This is a genomic window from Cupriavidus sp. WKF15 (assembly GCF_029278605.1).
GTDB lineage: Bacteria > Pseudomonadota > Gammaproteobacteria > Burkholderiales > Burkholderiaceae > Cupriavidus.
In genome coordinates this window covers 1-16,794 of the sequence record NZ_CP119573.1, presented here as the reverse complement: position 1 = coordinate 16,794, position 16,794 = coordinate 1, and the positions used below count along the sequence as shown (strand labels likewise).

The 16,794-nt window shown below is 69.0% G+C and carries 14 protein-coding genes; 11 read left to right on the top strand and 3 right to left on the bottom strand.

What is annotated here, in order from left to right:
- The first annotated feature begins 17 nt into the window (after positions 1–17).
- From CupriaWKF_RS17450 to galE, 11 genes are all read left to right on the top strand, one after another.
- The gene (locus tag CupriaWKF_RS17450) at positions 18–1,238 is read left to right on the top strand and encodes a glycosyltransferase family 4 protein (RefSeq protein ID WP_276102031.1); all 1,221 of its coding nucleotides are present in this window, start codon (positions 18–20) and stop codon (positions 1,236–1,238) included.
- On the top strand, positions 1,235–2,521 hold the full coding sequence (locus CupriaWKF_RS17445) for a glycosyltransferase WbuB (RefSeq protein WP_276102030.1): 1,287 nt from the start codon (positions 1,235–1,237) through the stop codon (positions 2,519–2,521). Before CupriaWKF_RS17450 ends, CupriaWKF_RS17445 begins: the two co-directional genes overlap by 4 nt.
- A 166-nt stretch (positions 2,522–2,687) precedes the next feature.
- The gene (locus CupriaWKF_RS17440; protein ID WP_276102029.1) at positions 2,688–3,899 is read left to right on the top strand and encodes an acyltransferase; all 1,212 of its coding nucleotides are present in this window, start codon (positions 2,688–2,690) and stop codon (positions 3,897–3,899) included.
- A 24-nt stretch (positions 3,900–3,923) separates the two neighbouring features.
- On the top strand, positions 3,924–5,276 hold the full coding sequence (locus tag CupriaWKF_RS17435; RefSeq protein WP_276102028.1) for a hypothetical protein: 1,353 nt from the start codon (positions 3,924–3,926) through the stop codon (positions 5,274–5,276).
- The gene (locus CupriaWKF_RS17430; protein ID WP_276102027.1) at positions 5,273–6,505 is read left to right on the top strand and encodes a glycosyltransferase; all 1,233 of its coding nucleotides are present in this window, start codon (positions 5,273–5,275) and stop codon (positions 6,503–6,505) included. Before CupriaWKF_RS17435 ends, CupriaWKF_RS17430 begins: the two co-directional genes overlap by 4 nt.
- Positions 6,505–8,226 (top strand): GMC family oxidoreductase, encoded by a 1,722-nt coding sequence (locus CupriaWKF_RS17425; protein WP_276102026.1) that lies wholly within the window; start codon positions 6,505–6,507, stop codon positions 8,224–8,226. Before CupriaWKF_RS17430 ends, CupriaWKF_RS17425 begins: the two co-directional genes overlap by 1 nt.
- 24 nt (positions 8,227–8,250) lie before the next feature.
- Positions 8,251–9,411 (top strand): polysaccharide biosynthesis/export family protein, encoded by a 1,161-nt coding sequence (locus CupriaWKF_RS17420; protein ID WP_276102025.1) that lies wholly within the window; start codon positions 8,251–8,253, stop codon positions 9,409–9,411.
- Positions 9,412–9,454: 43 nt separating this feature from the next.
- Positions 9,455–10,276: a Crp/Fnr family transcriptional regulator gene (locus CupriaWKF_RS17415; protein ID WP_276102024.1), complete on the top strand. Its 822-nt coding sequence runs from the start codon at positions 9,455–9,457 to the stop codon at positions 10,274–10,276.
- The gene (locus tag CupriaWKF_RS17410) at positions 10,276–12,600 is read left to right on the top strand and encodes a polysaccharide biosynthesis tyrosine autokinase (protein ID WP_276102023.1); all 2,325 of its coding nucleotides are present in this window, start codon (positions 10,276–10,278) and stop codon (positions 12,598–12,600) included. The genes CupriaWKF_RS17415 and CupriaWKF_RS17410 overlap by 1 nt, the downstream gene beginning before the upstream one ends.
- A 62-nt stretch (positions 12,601–12,662) precedes the next feature.
- Positions 12,663–13,070: a VanZ family protein gene (locus tag CupriaWKF_RS17405; RefSeq protein ID WP_276102022.1), complete on the top strand. Its 408-nt coding sequence runs from the start codon at positions 12,663–12,665 to the stop codon at positions 13,068–13,070.
- The gene (gene galE / locus CupriaWKF_RS17400) at positions 13,063–14,094 is read left to right on the top strand and encodes a UDP-glucose 4-epimerase GalE (RefSeq protein WP_276102021.1); all 1,032 of its coding nucleotides are present in this window, start codon (positions 13,063–13,065) and stop codon (positions 14,092–14,094) included. The genes CupriaWKF_RS17405 and galE overlap by 8 nt, the downstream gene beginning before the upstream one ends.
- 82 nt (positions 14,095–14,176) lie before the next feature.
- On the opposite strand, the gene CupriaWKF_RS17395 is transcribed toward galE, so the two are convergent.
- Genes CupriaWKF_RS17395 through CupriaWKF_RS17385 form a run of 3 tightly spaced genes read right to left on the bottom strand, consistent with a single transcriptional unit; the run spans position 14,177 to position 16,794 of the window.
- Positions 14,177–14,830, bottom strand: a complete 654-nt coding sequence (locus CupriaWKF_RS17395; protein WP_276102020.1) for a methionine ABC transporter permease — start codon at positions 14,828–14,830, stop codon at positions 14,177–14,179.
- Complete coding sequence (locus tag CupriaWKF_RS17390) at positions 14,811–15,950, bottom strand: ATP-binding cassette domain-containing protein (protein WP_276102019.1); 1,140 nt, start codon at positions 15,948–15,950, stop codon at positions 14,811–14,813. The genes CupriaWKF_RS17395 and CupriaWKF_RS17390 overlap by 20 nt, the downstream gene beginning before the upstream one ends.
- Positions 15,951–15,966: 16 nt before the next feature.
- Positions 15,967–16,794: a MetQ/NlpA family ABC transporter substrate-binding protein gene (locus tag CupriaWKF_RS17385; RefSeq protein WP_025585096.1), complete on the bottom strand. Its 828-nt coding sequence runs from the start codon at positions 16,792–16,794 to the stop codon at positions 15,967–15,969.

The window sequence follows — 16,794 nt, the reverse complement described above, 5'->3', positions numbered from 1 at the left end:
AAACGGGGAGGTTCGCCATGCCACATACCGTCACCATCTTCCACAACGTCGTCTGGTCGCGCCACAAGGGCGAGGTCTTCTCGGCACTGCACCGCGACACCGCCGGCGGCCCCATTCGCTACCGGTTCATCCAGATCACCGAAACCGAGTACTACCGCCTGGGCTTCTCCGACGTGGACTACAGCGCCCACCGCTATCCAATGCAATGCCTCTATCACGGCTGCTACGAGGACGTGCCGGTGTGGAAGCTCACGGCGCGGCTCGTGTCGGAGGTGCTGCGCTCCGGCAGCGACCTGATCGTGCTGCCCGGCTACCACCGCCCCGAATACTGGGCGATGCTGCTGGCTTGCATCGTCACCGGCAGGCGCCGCGCGGTGTTCTGCGACTCCACTGGCCGCGACCGCCCGCGCCGGCTGCTGACGTCGATCCCCAAGCGGGTCTTCTTCGGCCTGTGCCATGGCTTTTTCGGCTTCGGCGAGCGCAGCCGCGAATACCTGGTGTCATTGGGCGCCGCACCCGCGCAGGTATTCATCCCGTGCCAGGCTGCCGCGCTGCCGCCCGGCTATAGTGCCGACGCCGCCCTCGCAGCACGTGCGCAGGCACGCACGGAGGGCGAGCCGGTCTTCCTCTACGTGGGCCGCCTCTCGCCCGAGAAGGGCCTGGACACGCTGATCGATGCCTTCGCAGGCCTGCGCCGCGAGTTGTCTGACGCGCGCCTGCGCCTGGTTGGCTCCGGTCCGATGGAAGCAACGCTGCGCGCGCGCTGCACCGAGCTGGGCCTGGGCGACTCGGTGGTGCTGGTCGGCAGCCTCCAGGGCGATGCGCTGTCCGCGGAGTACTACCGGGCCGCCTGTCTGGTGTTGCCGAGCTCCAGCGAGCCGTGGGGACTGGTGGTCAACGAAGCGCTCAACCACGGCTGCCCGACTGTCGCCAGCGACAACTGCGGCTGCGTGCCGGAACTCGTCCACGACGGCGAGACCGGCTTCGTGGTTCCGGCGCGCGATGCCGCCGCGCTGCAAAGCGCGATGACGCGCGCGCTGACCACCTTTGCCGACGCGCCCGCCACCGCCGCGCGCTGTCTCGCCGTGATGCGCCGCTTCGATCCCGCGGCAGCGGCGAGCCACATTGCCCGAGGCTGCGCGATGCTGCTGGCCGGGCGCCGTGTGCGCAGCCGGCCCGAAGCCGCCGACGGACCCGCTGCGCCGGCCCCAGCCGAAGTGACCCGGAGCGGAAGATGAAAATCCTGATCTGCGGGCAGAACTACGCCCCCGAACTGACGGGCACTGGCAAGTACACCGCCGAAATGGCCGAGGCGCTGGCGGAGGCCGGCCACGAGGTACGCGTGGTGTGCGGGCCGCCGTACTACCCCGCGTGGCGGATCGAGCCAGGTTATTCCGGCAGCCGCTATCGCGCCGAGACACTGCGCGGCGTGCGGGTGGTGCGCGTGCCGTTGTGGGTGCCGGGCCAGCCCGGCGCGGCCAAGCGCCTGCTGCACCTGGCGAGCTTTGCGGTGGCGGCGCTGCCGGCAATGGTGCAGCAGGCATTCTGGCGTCCGGACGTGGTCATGGGCATCGCGCCGGGGCTGATGGGCGCACCGGTCGCATGGCTGGCCGGCCGTCTCGCCGGCGCGCGCTGCTGGCTCCACGTGCAGGACTACGAGGTCGACGCCGCGTTCGAGCTGGGCCTGCTGCATGGGGGGCGAATGCGCCGCTTCGCGCTTGCCGTGGAGCGACTGCTGTTGCGCCGCTTCGACGTGGTGTCGAGCATCACGTCGAAGATGGTGGAGACCGCCGCCAGGAAGGGCGTGCTGGCGCCGCGCCTGTTCCTGCTGCCGAACTGGGTCGACACCGACGCCATTCGTCCGCTCGACCGGCCTAGCGCGCTGCGGCAGTCGCTTGGTATCGGGAAGGAGCAGAAGGTGGTGCTGTACGCCGGCAACATGGGCAACAAGCAGGGGCTCGACGTGCTGATGTGCACGGCCGCCGCGCTGGCCGGCGAGCGGGGCATCACCTTCGTCTTCTGCGGCAACGGGCCGGCGCGCGCCGAACTGGAACTGCACTGCGCCGGGCTCGACAACTGCCGCTTCCTGCCACTGCAGCCGGCCGATGCGCTCAACGAGCTGCTCAACCTCGCCGACATCCACGTATTGCCGCAGCGCGGCGGCGCCGCCGATCTTGTGATGCCGTCCAAGCTGACCGGCATGCTCGCCAGTGGCCGCGCGATCGTGGCGATGGCCGAGCCCGGCACCGAGCTGTTCGCGGCGCTGCGAGGGCGCGGCGTGGCGGTGCCGCCGGAAGACGTCGACGCGCTGGCCGGCGCCATCCGCCGCCTGGCGGCCGATGCCGAGCTGTGCGCGGCCCTGGGCGCATCGGCGCGTGCCTATGCGGTCGGCAACCTGTCGGCGCCCGCAGTGCTGGGCCCGCTCGACGCACGGTTGCGTGCCTTGTGCCCGAATGACACCGCGCGGCCGGCCGGCGCGGACCTGGCCCCGGCGCCGCTGCGCGCCGAGGAAGCCGAATAAAGGCGGTGCGAGAGCGCCATGCGACATGACGGAGGCCATCCATGATCCGGACCAAGCAACGCGCACAGCGCCGCCGCCATCGCCCCGGCACGCTGATTCCGCTGGTGGCGGCATTCATTGGCATCACGGCCGGCGCGGGCGCGCTGCCGTACACGGGAGGACGCTCATGTTTACAGGCGAGCCGGGCGCACAGGCGCCGTCGCGGCTGAGGCCGCGTGCCACCCCGGGCGTGGCGGTGCCGGCGGGACCAGCGGCACTGCCCGCGCTGACCAGCCTGCGATTCTTCGCGGCGCTGGTGGTGGTATGCAGCCACTTTGCGCAGATCGGGCTGCTGGCCGTGCCGCAGGCCGTGCAGCGCGCGGTCGACGGTGGCCGCCCCGCGGTGTCGTTCTTTTTCGTGCTGTCGGGCTTCATCCTGACGTGGAACTACCGCCGCCCGCTGGCCACTGGCGGCGCGCCGGCCCGACGCACCTTCTACTCGGCCCGCTTCGCGCGCATCTATCCGGTGCTGGTGCTGTCGCTCGTGCTGGCGCTGCCGGTCACTGCGTGGCTGCTGCATGACGGCGACGCCGCGCTGCTGCGCGAGTGGTACGGCCTTTCCGGCAGCGACGGCGCCAACTTGCGTGCGCTCTGCGCCAGCCTCGTGCTGCAGTTGCTGGCGCTGACCGCGTGGACGCCGTTTGCCGCGCTCAACCAGCCGTGGAACGGTCCGGCCTGGAGCATCTCGTGCGAGGCGTTCTTCTACGCGCTCTTCCCATGGCTGCTGGCGCGCCTGGGCGCCTGCGGCAACCGCGGGCTGGCGGCATGGTGCGTGGCATTGTGGCTGGCGCAGGGGGCATGGATCGCGTGGCTGCAGCATGCGCTGCCGGTGTCGCGCCACGGCTTCCTCGTCGCGCAGTTCCCGCCGACGCACCTGTTCGAATTCGTGCTCGGCATCTGCGCCGCACTGGTCCATGCCCGGCATGCAGCGGCCGGCGCGGTACGTGTGCGGGTCGGGCACGTGCTGGCGGTGATTGCGCTGGCGGGCATCGTCGCACTGTCAGTGCTGCAACCGCTGGCGCCGGCGTTTTATATGCAGTCGCCGCTATTCGGCGCCCTGATTGTGGGAATGGCGCTGTCCGGCGGTCCGGCGTTCCTGTCGTGGCGATGGCTGGTCACGCTCGGCGAGGCGAGCTTCGCGCTTTACCTGCTGCACGTGCCGCTCGGCCGGCTGCTGCGCCTGGCCGACGTGCCGGCCGCCGCCGGCTGGCCAGCCCTGGCTGCCGTCGTGGGGATCAGCGTGCTGGTGTTTCGTGGCTACGAGGAGCCGCTGCGCCGCCGCCTGCGCCGGCGGCTGGCGCCCGCCACTCCGTCACTCGCCGTCGTGGCGCACGGCTAGGGCCACGCAAGGGGAGCCGACACCGTGAACAACCGCTACGCAACCTTCTGGATCTGGCTGGCGCTGTGCCCGCTGGCGGTCGACTTCAAGAGCGTCGACGAGAACGGCAGCCGTCTCACGCAGATCCTGCTGACGGTACCGGCGCTGGGCGCGGCCCTGGTGCTCGCGCTGATCGCGCCGCGCTTCGCGGCCGGCAACCGCTTCAGCGCGCTGGTCATGGCCGCGCTGCTGCTGACCGTGCCGTGCAGCGTGGTGCCGCACGTGCTGCAGGGCAACGACATGGGTAACTACCTGCGCGTGCTACTGCCGTTCATGCTGCTGATGGCCGGCTACCTTGCCACCTGCAGACCGTGGCATGTGAAGCGGGTCGAGCAGATCGAGCTGGCAATGTTCAGCGGCATGGTGGTTTCGCTGCTGTTCGCCTTCGGTTACGGCATGGCGGTGGGCGGCGGTCTGGAGACAGTGCGCTTTCGCATCGTTTCCGTGGTGTTCCTTGCGCTGCAAGGCTTGCTGTTGCACGAGATCGTGGTGGCGCGCCGCATCACGCGCTTCAAGCTGCTGCTGTTCCTCGTCTCGCTGGCTATCGAACTGCTGAGCGTCACCCGCAGCCTGCTGGTGGGCACTGCGCTGTTGTTCTGCCTGGCAACGTGGCTGGCGGCACCGTCGCTGCAGCAGTTGCTGCGTTCGCTGGCGCGCACGGTGGTGATCGCGGTGGCGCTGGTGGGCGGGACGGTGGTGATCGGCTCGGCGCTGTTCCCGAGCGTCGCGGCGCACTGGACGCAGCGCCTCCAGGCCGCCAAGGCCACGGCCGCGGGCATGGATCCTACCACGGCCACTCGTCTTGCGGAGATCAAGGACCAGCTCGACCAGGTGCGCTCGAGCCACCTGTCGCTGCTGCTTGGCCGGGGCTACGGGCACAACTACCGCTATTCGCCCGACTACCTGCCTGCGCTTGCCGACCAGATGACGAAGGAGGAGTTCTACGCCATCAACGAATGGGCCGCGGGGCACAACTTCTGGGTCTACCAGCTGTTCGCGGGCGGACTCGTGTTCGGGCTGGCACTGCCGCTGATCGTGCTTTACGCGCTGGTGCGCGGCAGCCTGTTCTACCGGCGCTGGCGGCGCGCCGCCCCGGATGCGCCCTTTCTCGCGGTGCTCGGCCGCTCGCTGCTGGTGCTGGCGGCACTCCCGGCCACGTCGATCGGCGGCAACCCGCTCGGGCCGCGTTTCTCGGGACTCGTGTACGGCGTGGCGCTCGGACTGCTAGTGGCCACGCAGCTCCGGCTGGAGCGCATGGCGGTGCGGCGCACCGTGCCCGGCAACGTGCAGCCGGCACAGGCCATGCCGTCGCTTCCCTTGCAAGGACAACGCCCATGAAGCTGCTCCAGCTCCTTCCCTCGCTCGACCCGCAACAGGGCGGTACTACCGAATGCGTGCGGCAGATGTCGCGGCGGCTGGCCGCGCTCGGCCATCACGTGGAACTGGTTACGCTCGATCCGCAGGACGCGCCATGGCTGCGGGACGCAGGTGCTGCCGTGCACGCGCTGGGGCCGTCGCGCGGAGGCTACCGCTACGCGCCGCGGCTGCTGCCGTGGCTGCGCGCAAATGCGGCGCGATTTGACGCGGTGATCGTCAACGGCCTGTGGCAGTACCACGGCTTTGCCGCGTGGATGGCCCTGCGCGGCTCCGGTGTGCCGTACTACGTTTTCCCGCACGGCATGCTCGACCCGTGGTTCCGCACGCAACATCCGCTCAAGCACCTGAAAAAGTGGCTGTATTGGCCGTGGGCCGAGTACCGGGTACTGCGCGACGCACGCACGGTGATGTTCACCGCCGAGGAGGAGCGGCTGCGCGCGCGCGAGTCATTCTGGCTGTACCGCGTGCGCGAGGCCGTGGTGAACTTCGGCACGGCCTGGCCGCCGCTGGACGACGGCAGGCTGCGCGAGGCCTTTCTTGCTGCCTGCCCGGAGCTGCGGGGAAAACGGCTGCTGCTGTTCCTTGGCCGCATTCATCCCAAGAAGGGTTGCGACCTGCTGATCGAGGCCTTCGCCCGCGTGGCCGGTACCGATCCCTTCCTGCATCTTGTCATGGCCGGCCCGGACGGCCACGGCGCGGCCCAATGGGGGCCCTCGCTACGGGCACGCGCGGAGGCACTTGGCGTGGGCGCGCGCGTGAGCTGGCCAGGCATGCTGCGCGACGACATGAAGTGGGGTGCGTTTCATGCCAGCGACGCCTTCGTGCTGCCCTCGCACCAGGAGAACTTCGGCATTGCCGTGGCCGAGGCACTTGGCTGCGGCGTGCCGGCGCTGGTGTCGACGCGGGTCAACATCTGGCGCGAGCTGGTGCGCAACGGCGCGGGCATGACCGCGATCGACACCGTGGATGGCACCGAATCGATGCTGCGGCGCTGGCTGGCCACCGAGCCGGCCGAGCGCGAGGGCATGCGTGTGCGGGCCCGCGTGGCCTTCGCGCGGCATTTCACCGTCGAAGCGATGGCGGCCGACGTCCTGCGCGTGGTGCAGGGCGGGCCGGTGCCTTTCGCCGGCAGCGGCCCGGCCACGGCGGCGGGCCTTCACCTTCAGAGCCTGGGCAAGCGGGAGCGGTAATGTTCATCGATACAAGAAAAGTCGAGTCGGACAGTATTGTCCAAACAACGGTCTGCATCATTGGTGCCGGCGTGGCCGGCATCACGCTCGCGCTGGAACTGCAGCGTGCGGGCATTGCCACATGCCTGCTGGAGAGCGGTGGCTTCAAGCCTGACGACGAGACGCGCGACCTGTACCGGGGCGAAAACATCGGCCTGCCGTACACTTTCGCCGACGGCAGCCGCAGCCGCTACCTCGGCGGCAGCAGCAACTGCTGGGGCGGCTGGTGCCGGCCGCTCGACCCGTGGGACCTGGAGCGGCGCGACTGGGTGCCAAACAGCGGCTGGCCGTTCGGGCTCGACACACTGACGCCGTACTACCAGCGCACCCACGATGTGCTGAAGCTGGGTCCCGACAACTTCGACCCGGCCTGGTGGGAGGCTGCCATTGGCCGCACCGACGTGCGGCGCCTGCCGCTCACCGGAGGGAAGATCCGCGACACCATTTCCCAGTTCAGCCCGCCGGCGCGCTTCGGCAAGCTGTACCGGGAGGCGCTGTCGCAGGCGCACCGTGTGCGCGTCTATCTGTACGCCAACGTGGTGTCGATCGATACCAATCCCGACGCCACCGCCGTCACGCAGGTCGCGGTGCGCACGCTCAGCGGGCGCAGCATGAAAGTGGCCGCACATGTTTTCGTGCTGGCTGCCGGCGGCATCGAGAACGCGCGCCTGCTGCTTGCGTCGAACCACACCCAGCCTGTCGGCCTCGGCAACGGCAACGACCTGGTGGGACGCTACTTCATGGACCACCCGCGGCTGATGTCCGGCGACGTACGCTTCCGGCGGGATTGGGCGCGCAACAAGCTCTACGACATCAAGTACCACTACCAGAACGCGGCGGTCAGCGCGCACGGCCAGCACATCTCGTCGCAGTTTGCGCTGCAACCCGAGGTGCTGCGCCGCGAGGGCCTGCTCAACTCGCGCGTGTGGTTCTTCTCGACGTTCTACGGCGAGGGCAGCGCCGGTGCCGAGGCGCTGATCCGCGCCAAGCAGGCGCTGCTGAAGAAAGACCAGCCCGGCTACCGCCCGGCGCGCGACATACTCACCATGCTTCGACATCCGGTCGACACGGCCGGCTTCGGGCTCACGCGCCTGCTGCAGCCGCGCGCGCTGATCGCGGGCGTGCGCATGCAGGCAATCGTCGAGGCCGAGCCGGACCCGGAAAGCCGGGTCACGCTGTCGGACCAGCGCGATGCACTCGGCCTGCCGCGCGTGCGCGTGTCGTGGAGGCTCGGCGCACGCGTGCAGCGCACCTTCGACCGCACCTTCGCGCTGCTGGCCGAGGAGCTGGAGCGCAGCGGAGTGGCCGACGTCACGCTTGATCCGCCCATCGAGGGCCACGCGTGGCCGGCGCAGCTCGAAGGCACGTGGCACCACATGGGCACCACGCGCATGCACGTGTCGCCGCGACAGGGCGTGGTCGATCCGGACTGTCGCGTGCACGGCATCGGCAATCTCTATATCGGCGGCAGCTCGGTGTTTCCCACCGTGGGCGCCAATTTCCCGACCATCACCATCGCGGCGCTGGCGCTGCGACTGGTCGACCACCTGGTTGCACGCCTTGGCACGGCGGGCGACGGCCCGGGCCGCACCGCCATGCCCGCGCGCGTCACGGACCGACAGGAAGCGCAGGTCCTGGCGTTCGCCGAGCCCGCTTCCGTTGCCGAGCGGGATCCCGCCTGATTTCATCACAAGGAGCACAGTCCCATGACCACGAGGATGCTTGCGGTACTGCTGTCGGCCACGCTGCTGGCCGCCTGTTCGTGGGCGCCGGGACCGGCGCTCGACGGCAGCCGGCTGGAAGACAACATGCGCGCCAAGACCGGCGCCGAGACCTACCCGGTCAGGCTTATCACCGCTGACGTGGTGCGCGCACAGGTCGACGCGGTGGCGGAAACCAACAGCAAGCAGTCGCCCGCACGCGGCGTCGACCTGCGGGCCAGCATCGAGCGGTACGAGTACCGCATCGGCCCCCAGGACATGGTCGGCGTGATGGTGCTGTACAACCCGCAACTCAGTTCCAACGCGCCACCGCCGGGGGCCGCCGTGGCCGCGGTGCAGACGGCGGAGGCGGCGCAGCCGGCAGTGCCGCTCGACCAGAACGGCTTTCGCGTGTCGCGCAGCGGCGAGATGTACTACCCGCCGGTGGGCGTGATGCGTGTGGGCGGGTGCACCGTGGAAGAGGTGCGCGCGATGATTGTCAGGGCGCTGTCGCGCGATATCCGGGATCCGCGCGTGGATGTGCGCGTGCTGTCGTTCCGCAATGGACGCGTCGACGTGACCGGCATGGTGCGTAATCCTGGTTCGCTATCGATGACCGACGTGCCGCTGACGATGATCAACGCCATCGCGCGCAGCGGCGGCACGCTGCCTGAGGCCGACGTGCAACGCGTGCGGCTCACGCGCGGCCAGCAGGTGTATGAGATGGATCTGGAGAACCTCATCGCGCGGCGCGAAGGCGAGAGCGATTTCCTGCTGCAGGCCGGCGACGTGGTCAGCGTGCCCGATCGCCTCGGCAGCCGCATCTTCGTGCTGGGCGAAGTGGCCAAGCCAACTTCGCTGCTGATGACGCGCGGCCGCCTGACGCTGGCCGACGCGCTCACCGGGGTCAACAGCATCGACGTACGCTACGCCGACCCGCGGCAGGTCTTCGTGGTGCGCGGCATGCGCGACAACCCGACCCGGCCCGAAGTCTACCGGCTCGACATGAGCCAGGTTGACGCGCTGCTCCTGTCGACGCAATTCCGGCTGGAGCCGCTCGACGTGGTGTATGTCGGCACGTCCGACGCGGTGCGCTTCAACCGCGTGCTGGAGCAGATCACACCGACCATCCAGACGCTGTTCTTCACGAAGGAACTGGCGCGCTGAAGAACATTCGCCACATTCATTGTTTGTCTGACGGGGAGCCGACATGAACCTGCAGGGAATCACATCACAGGTAAGCCTGATACTGGCACCACTGGGGCCATCCGACTGGGAAGTGCTGTCTCCCGGCCTCGAACTGGTGCGGCTGCGTGCCGGGCAATTGCTGAGCGATGCTGGCCAGCGCATCCGGCATGTCTACTTCCCGAAATCGGCCGTGGTGGCGGTGTCGTCGCTGACGCCGGATGGCGAGGGCATCGAGGTGGCGGTGGTGGGGCACGAAGGACTGGTTGGTCTGCCGGTACTTACCGGAGGAGACACCATGCCCTACCGTATCGAAGTGCGCTGCACCGGCTTCGCTTACCGGCTACCCGCGCATGATATGCGCGAGGCCTTTCGCCGCTTGCCGGTGCTGCGGCGGCAGTGCCTGCTCTTTGTGCAGGCACTGCTGACCCAGGTTGCGCAGACGGCTGTCTGCAACCGCCATCACAGCCTGCAGGAACAGCTGTGCCGCTGGCTGCTGCTGACGCTGGACCGGATGACAGTGAACGAACTGGCCATTACACAGCAACAGATCGCGTACGCGCTGGGCGTGCGCCGCGAGGCGGTGGCCGTGGCGATGGGGCGGCTTTCCGATCTCGGGCTGATCCGCCATAGCCGAGGGCGCATTGCGGAATTCGACCGCCAGGGGCTGGAGCGGCTCGCCTGCGACTGCTATCGGCAAGTGCGCAGCGAATATGAGCGCCTGCTGCCGCCCGCGGCGCAGGACATGACGGACAGCTTGCGCCAGTACGATCTGCCGGGTGCCGGTGAGGACCGGGGAGATCCGCTTGCCCGGTTCGTTCATCTAGCCGATTCGGGGAGTTGCTGATGCACGCCGTCTCAAGGATTGCCACGCCATTCCGTGCCCTGCGGTGGCGCGGCCAGGATGCTGGAGCCGTCGCGATGTGCGCCGCGCTGGCCGCCACGGGCGCGCTGGCGGCTGCTCTGTACGCGTGGTCGCTGCCATCGGTGTATGAGGCGGACGCCCGCGTACGCTTGCTGGGCGCCGACACGGTCCCCTGGCGCGACAGCGCCGGCGGGGCCGTCACGCTGGAACCGCGTCTGTTGACCAGCCGCTCCATGCTGGCGCCAGTGGTGCGGGCGCAACGCCTCGACATCGAGGCCGCACCGCTCAGGATGCCGTGGCTGGCGAGCGCCTGGTCCCTGGTTGCCCGGCCCGGGGCCGCCGGTCTGGTGCCGGCGCCCGGGGTGGCCCCGGCTGGTTTCGCGTGGGGCGGGGAGGACATTGCCGTAGATCGCTTCGATGTGCCGGAGGCCATGCTCAACCAGCCATTCATCGTCGAAGTCGACGGCGCCGGTCATTTCCGTTTGTTGGGGCCGGACGGGGCCGTGCTGCTGCACGGGCGTATCGGCGAGACCGTCCAGACCGCGGGCGTGTCGATCCATGTCGGGCGGCTCGTGGCGCGTCCTGGCACGCGTTTCACGCTCGTGCGCCGCGACGCGGCGGGCGCGGTTGCGGAGCTGGTCCGTGCGCTGACCGTCGTGTCGGAAAGGCGCGACATGGCCCCCGGCACGGCTGCCGCTTCGTCCTCCGGTTCTGCCGGCGTTGCCGGCGACGAACTGCGTATTGCCTGGCGCGATGCCGACCCGCGTCGCGCCAGCACTGTGGTCAACGCGGTGGCCGACGCCTTCATTGCCGCGCTGGTGCGCCAGCGCAACGAGCAAGCATCGCGCACGCTGGCGTTCGTCGAAAGCGAGCTGCCGCGCGTACGCGCCGAGCTGGAGCAGGCCGAACGTGCGCTTGCCCGCCACCGCGCACGGGCCGGCTCGCTGGCGCCGAGCCAGGAGGCGCAGTCCTACCTGAGCGGCAGCATCGAGTACCAGCGCCAGATCACGGCGCTGCGCATGGAGCGCGCGCGCCTGCTGCGCCGCTATACGCCCGAGAACCAGGAAGTGCGCGCGATCGACGATCAGATCGAGCAACTTCGGCAGGACCGGCGCGGCCTCGATGGCCGTTTGCAGAACCTGTCGGAAGCGGAGCGCGACCAGGTCGCGCTGGCGCGCGACGTCAGGGTGGCCGAGGAAACCTATATGACGCTGCGCCGGCAGGCCCAGTGGCTCGGGCTGGCCGAGAGCGACGCGGTCAGCAACGTCCAGCTTCTCGACCGCGCCGTGCCGCCGATGGTGCCGGCGGGGCCGCCGCGCGCGGCGATCACGGCCGGTGGCGCGGCAATCGGCCTTCTGCTCGGGCTGGCGGTGGCGACGGTGCGGCGCAGGCTGGCCACGGGCGTGTCGAGCGCGGCAACGGTAGAGGCGGGATTGGCGCTGCCGGTGGTCTGCGAAGTTCTCTTCAGTCGCGAGCAGCGCAGCCTGGACCTGCGAACGGGCACGCCACGGCATTTGCCGGCGCTGGTCGACGCTGCGGCGAAGCGCCGGACGGAGCCGGACGGCCAGGCCGATGGAGGGGCCCAGGCGTGTGGATACGACCAGTTCCTGCTGGCACGGCAGCATCCCACCGCGCTTGCCGTCGAATGCCTGCGCACGCTGCGCACGGCGCTGCGTCTCGGCCTGCTGGCCGAGGGGCGCCGCACGGTGGCCGTAACCAGCCCAGGCGCCGGAGCCGGCAAGACGTTCGGGGCGGTCAACCTGGCCGTGCTTGCCGCTGATGCCGGCATGCGCGTGCTGCTGGTCGATGCCGACCTGCGCCGCGGCGCGGTGGCGCGCCATTTCGGCGTTGCTGGCGCGCCGGGGTTGTCGGACGTGCTGGCTGGCCGGGCGAGCGTCGCCGATGCGGTTTGCCCCGGCGGTACGCCTGGCCTGTGGCTGCTGGTGGCCGGCACGCCGCCATCGAATCCGTCCGAACTGCTGACGAGCCCGCGCCTGCGCGAAATGATGACTGCCGGCGCGGGACGCTTCGACCTTGTGCTGGTCGACACACCTGCCGTGCTGTCGGTGTCGGATGCGATGCTCGTTTGCAACGTGGCGTCCGCCACGCTTCTGTTCCTGCGCGCGGGCCAGACGTCCGAGTCCGACGCCGCCGAGGCCCTGCGCCAGCTCGGCCGGGCAGGCGCGCACGTGGTGGGCAGCATACTCAACGGCGTCAGCGAACGGGCCGCGGGCCGCGTGCATTGCGAGGAAGCGCGACGGCTGATGCGCGCCAGCGGGGCCGTGCAGGTAGCACCGCAGCCGTGAAGCGGTCGCGAGATGGAATCGCGGCGCGGGTGAAGGATATCAACAGTGGCGGGAGAAAAGCAATGAAGCGAAGTCATGCCTGGGCGCTCATGCTCGGGCTGGTGTTGGTACTGATGATCGGCACCCAGATGCCGGGCGGCCTGCGAGATCATATCGAGCGCAGCCTGCACGCGCCGATCCCGCTGTCGTCGCTGGCGCATTTCGTGTTGTTCACCGGCATGTCGTGCCTGTTGGCCGTGCGACCGATCCGGTGGCCGCCGCGGCGCATCGGCGCCTGCATGCTGGGGCTGGCGGTACTGACCGAGGTGCTGCAGATATTCGCCATCAACCGGCATCCGCGCCTGCTCGACATCGGCATTGACATGGCGGGCTTTGCCGCAGGCGTGGCGCTGTCCGTCTGCTTTGCCAAGGCACCAGGGGCCGAGGGCCGCCCGGCAGAGATGCGCTCCCGGGAGGCGCGCCATGGCTGAGACCCTGCTGCTGACCGGCGCCACCGGCTATATCGGCTCGCACACCTGGGTGGCGCTGCTTGATGCCGGATATGACGTGATCGGTCTCGACAATCTGAGTAACAGCTGCCGCGAGGTGGTCGGGCGTATCGGCGCGATCACCGGACGCAGGCCGCATTTCATCGAGGGTGATGTGCGCGACCGCGCGCTGCTGGCGCGGCTGTTCGATCGGCTGCCCATTGCCGGCACGATCCATTTCGCCGCGCTCAAGGCGGTGGGCGAGTCGGTGGCCGACCCGCTTGCCTACTACGACAACAACCTGAGCGGCCTGCTTACTGTCTGCGCGGCAATGCGGGAGGCGCAGGTGCGCCGGCTGGTGTTCAGTTCATCCGCGACCGTTTACGGGGATCCGGCGAGCGTGCCCATTGCCGAGTCTTTCCCGCTGTCGGCGACCAATCCCTACGGCCAGACCAAGCTCGCCGGCGAGCAGATCCTGCGCGACCTGGAGCGCTCAGATTCCTCGTGGCAAATCGCCTATCTGCGTTACTTCAACCCGATCGGCGCTCATCCGAGCGGTTTGATCGGCGAAGACCCCGACGGCATCCCCAACAATCTCGTCCCTTATGTTGCCCAAGTCGCAGCGGGCCGCCGCGCACAGCTGCTGGTCTTCGGCGGCGACTACCCGACGCCGGATGGCACCGGTGTGCGCGACTACCTCCACGTCTGCGACCTCGCTGAGGGCCACGTGGCAGCGCTGGCCTACCTGCGCCGCGAGAACGGTGGGCTGACGGTCAACCTCGGGACCGGACAGGGCTACAGCGTGCTGGAAGTGGTCAAGGCGTACCGGCAAGCGAGCGGGCGTCCGGTGCCCTACGAGATCGTGGCGCGCCGGCCAGGCGATATTGCCGCCTGCTATGCCGACCCGTCGCTTGCCACAAAGCTGCTCGGGTGGCGTGCGCGATACGGGCTGGACCGGATGTGCGAGGACTCGTGGCGGTGGCAGGCGCGGAATCCACACGGGTTCAGGACGTTGGCTGCGGGCTGAAAGGAGACCGCGCCAAAGTGAGGGATGGCCGGGCTTCGGAGACGTGTGGGGCTGAACAAGGGCCTTCTCTTGCGACCGGTTTCTAGCGCTCTCGCAGCCGATGCACCAGGCGGTCGCCACTTGCCTGGACGACCGTGACCAGCGCAATGAGGATCACGATGACGACCGCCATCACGGTGGTATCGAAACGTTGGTAGCCATACCGGATCGCAAGATCGCCAAGTCCGCCCGCGCCAACCGCGCCGGCCATGGCTGAGGCACCAATCAGAGAAACGACGGTGATGGTAACGCCGCCAACGATGCCAGGCAGCGCTTCCGGCAGCAGCACGTGCAGCAGGATATGCCGGCGTCGGCAGCCCATGGCCTGCGCGGCCTCGACCAGGCCCGTATCGACCTGGCGCAGGCTGATTTCCGCAATGCGTGCAAAGAACGGCGTGGCGCTGACCGCCAGCGGCACCACCGCGGCCCAGACGCCGATGGTCGCACCGACGACCAGACGCGTGAACGGCAGCAGCGCCACCAGCAGCACGATGAACGGCGTGGCGCGGAAGCTGTTGACCACGCTGCCGAGCACGCGATGCAGGCGCGGCGCCGGCCGCATGCCATCGGGAGCGGTGACCATGAGCACTAGCGCGAGCGGCACACCCGCCAGCACGGCAATGGCGGCCGATGCGCCGACCATTGTCAGCGTATCGAGAAACCCTTGCCAGAGGCGTTCAATAAGAATCGGCGACATAGCCTAGTGTTTTCACGTGTGGGGAAAGGGGAGAGCGCAGCGAATCCGGATCCGTGCCGGCGCCCGCCAGCGACCACAGCAGGCGGCCTTGCGTGTGGCCCTGGATGCGGTCCAGGCTGCCGTGCAGCAGCTGTGCGCCCGTGCCGAGTCCGGCGGCCAGGCTGGCGAGATCCGGCACGTGCTCGCCGCTGCTGGCATAGTGCAGTTCGGCGATGCGCCGGTGCGGCCCCGCCGGCGGCTCGGGCAGCAGCCGCGCGACGATGTCTTGCGGCAGTTCCGGTGTCAGCGGCGCCAGCAGCGCCTGCGTCGCCGCGTGTTGCGGCTGGCCGAATACCTGCCATACGGGCCCAGCTTCGGCAATGGCGCCGCACTCCAGCACCAGCACCTGGTCGCAGATTTCGCGGATCACGCGCATCTCGTGCGTGATCAGCACGATGGTGAGCCCGAGGCGCCGGTTGATGTCGCGCAGCAACTGCAGGATCGATTGCGTGGTTTCAGGATCCAGCGCGGATGTGGCTTCATCGCACAGCAGGATCTCGGGGTGGTGTACGAGCGCGCGCGCAATGCCGACACGCTGCTTCTGTCCGCCCGACAGGCGGCCGGGATAGGTATCGTGCTTGCCTTCGAGGCCAACCAAGGCGAGCACCTCGTCCACGCGCCGCGCAATGGCGTCGCGCGGCACGCCGGCTACCTTCAGCGGCAGCGCCACGTTTTCGCGCACCGTCTTGGCCGAAAGCAGGTTGAAATGCTGGAAGATCATGCCGATACGGCGGCGCAGTGCCACGAGTCCGTTTTCGTCGAGCGTCGCGATATCCTGCCCGTCGACCAGCACGCGTCCATCCGTCGGAGCCTCGAGCCGGTTGATCGTGCGCAGCAGCGTGGATTTTCCGGCGCCGCTGCGCCCGATAATGCCGAAGATGCCGCCGCGCGGTATTTCAAGATCGATGTTGCTGAGTGCCTGGACGACACCGGCGCCGCTCGCATAACGCTTGCTCATGCGTTCGAAGCGAACGGCGCCGGTCGCAGTCCGCGCATGGCCCTCACACGTGGCGGTGGCGGCGTCGGAGCGTGTCGCGACGGGCAGGAGCCCGCGGCGCAGCAATGCAGTGGTCATGCTCATGGCAGTCCCTTGTCTGTCACGGCTGCGCCTTGAGCCACGGCAGGCTGTACAGCTTGTCGTTGTTGGCGTAGGACGTGCCGAGCTGCTTGCGGACCGCTGGCGAGTCCTGGTAGATCTTCACGAAGCGCGCCACGCGCGGATCGGCGGCGTTGTCTTCGCGCGTGACGAAGCGGATCGCGAAATACGTATCGTCGATGCCCGAGTACAGCAACCCGGCACCGGCCACCTGGGCCTTGCCGGCGTTGACGAAGTGCGCGGGGTAGCCCTGCGCCAGGTCTACGTCGTCCAGCGCGCGGACCAGTTGCGGTCCCTCTATCTCGATCAGCTTGAGCTTCTTCGGATTCGCGACGATGTCGTTGACGCTGCCTTTTGCGCCCACGCCGTCGCGCAGCTTGACGAGGCCAGCCTTCTGCAGCAGCAACAGGCCGCGGCCCTGGTTGACCGGATCGCTCGCCACGCCGACGCGCGCGCCTTCCTTCAGCTCGTCGAAGCGCTTCACGTGGCTCGAATACAAGCCGATGTTCGGCAGTACGCCGAGCGCCACGCTGCGGAACTTGTAGCCGCGTTCCTTGACGGCGTTGTCGAGGAACGCCTGGTGCTGGAAGTAGTTCACGTCGAGGTCGCCGGACGACAGCGCGACATTGGGCGTGGTCCAGTCCGTGAACTCGACGACCTTTACATCGAGGCCCTGCTTGCGCGCTTCGGCGGCTGCTACTTCGACTGAGTCAGCGAGCGCACCCGGTGTGACGCCGATGCGCAACGGCGCGGCATGGACGGCCGGCAGCAGCGCCAGCGAAGCAAACAGGGCGGCAACGGTGGCCGGCAGGAGGCGGGAGATCTTCAT

Excerpts from the sequence above, each read along its gene's own strand:
- CupriaWKF_RS17450 (WP_276102031.1), top strand. The coding sequence starts at position 18 with ATGCCACATACCGTCACCATCTTCCACAACGTCGTCTGGTCGCGCCAC.
- CupriaWKF_RS17445 (WP_276102030.1), top strand. The coding sequence starts at position 1,235 with ATGAAAATCCTGATCTGCGGGCAGAACTACGCCCCCGAACTGACGGGC.
- CupriaWKF_RS17440 (WP_276102029.1), top strand. The coding sequence starts at position 2,688 with ATGTTTACAGGCGAGCCGGGCGCACAGGCGCCGTCGCGGCTGAGGCCG.
- CupriaWKF_RS17430 (WP_276102027.1), top strand. The coding sequence starts at position 5,273 with ATGAAGCTGCTCCAGCTCCTTCCCTCGCTCGACCCGCAACAGGGCGGT.
- CupriaWKF_RS17425 (WP_276102026.1), top strand. The coding sequence starts at position 6,505 with ATGTTCATCGATACAAGAAAAGTCGAGTCGGACAGTATTGTCCAAACA.
- CupriaWKF_RS17420 (WP_276102025.1), top strand. The coding sequence starts at position 8,251 with ATGACCACGAGGATGCTTGCGGTACTGCTGTCGGCCACGCTGCTGGCC.
- CupriaWKF_RS17415 (WP_276102024.1), top strand. The coding sequence starts at position 9,455 with ATGAACCTGCAGGGAATCACATCACAGGTAAGCCTGATACTGGCACCA.
- CupriaWKF_RS17410 (WP_276102023.1), top strand. The coding sequence starts at position 10,276 with ATGCACGCCGTCTCAAGGATTGCCACGCCATTCCGTGCCCTGCGGTGG.
- CupriaWKF_RS17405 (WP_276102022.1), top strand. The coding sequence starts at position 12,663 with ATGAAGCGAAGTCATGCCTGGGCGCTCATGCTCGGGCTGGTGTTGGTA.
- galE (WP_276102021.1), top strand. The coding sequence starts at position 13,063 with ATGGCTGAGACCCTGCTGCTGACCGGCGCCACCGGCTATATCGGCTCG.
- CupriaWKF_RS17395 (WP_276102020.1), bottom strand. The coding sequence starts at position 14,830 with ATGTCGCCGATTCTTATTGAACGCCTCTGGCAAGGGTTTCTCGATACG.
- CupriaWKF_RS17390 (WP_276102019.1), bottom strand. The coding sequence starts at position 15,950 with ATGAGCATGACCACTGCATTGCTGCGCCGCGGGCTCCTGCCCGTCGCG.
- CupriaWKF_RS17385 (WP_025585096.1), bottom strand. The coding sequence starts at position 16,794 with ATGAAGATCTCCCGCCTCCTGCCGGCCACCGTTGCCGCCCTGTTTGCT.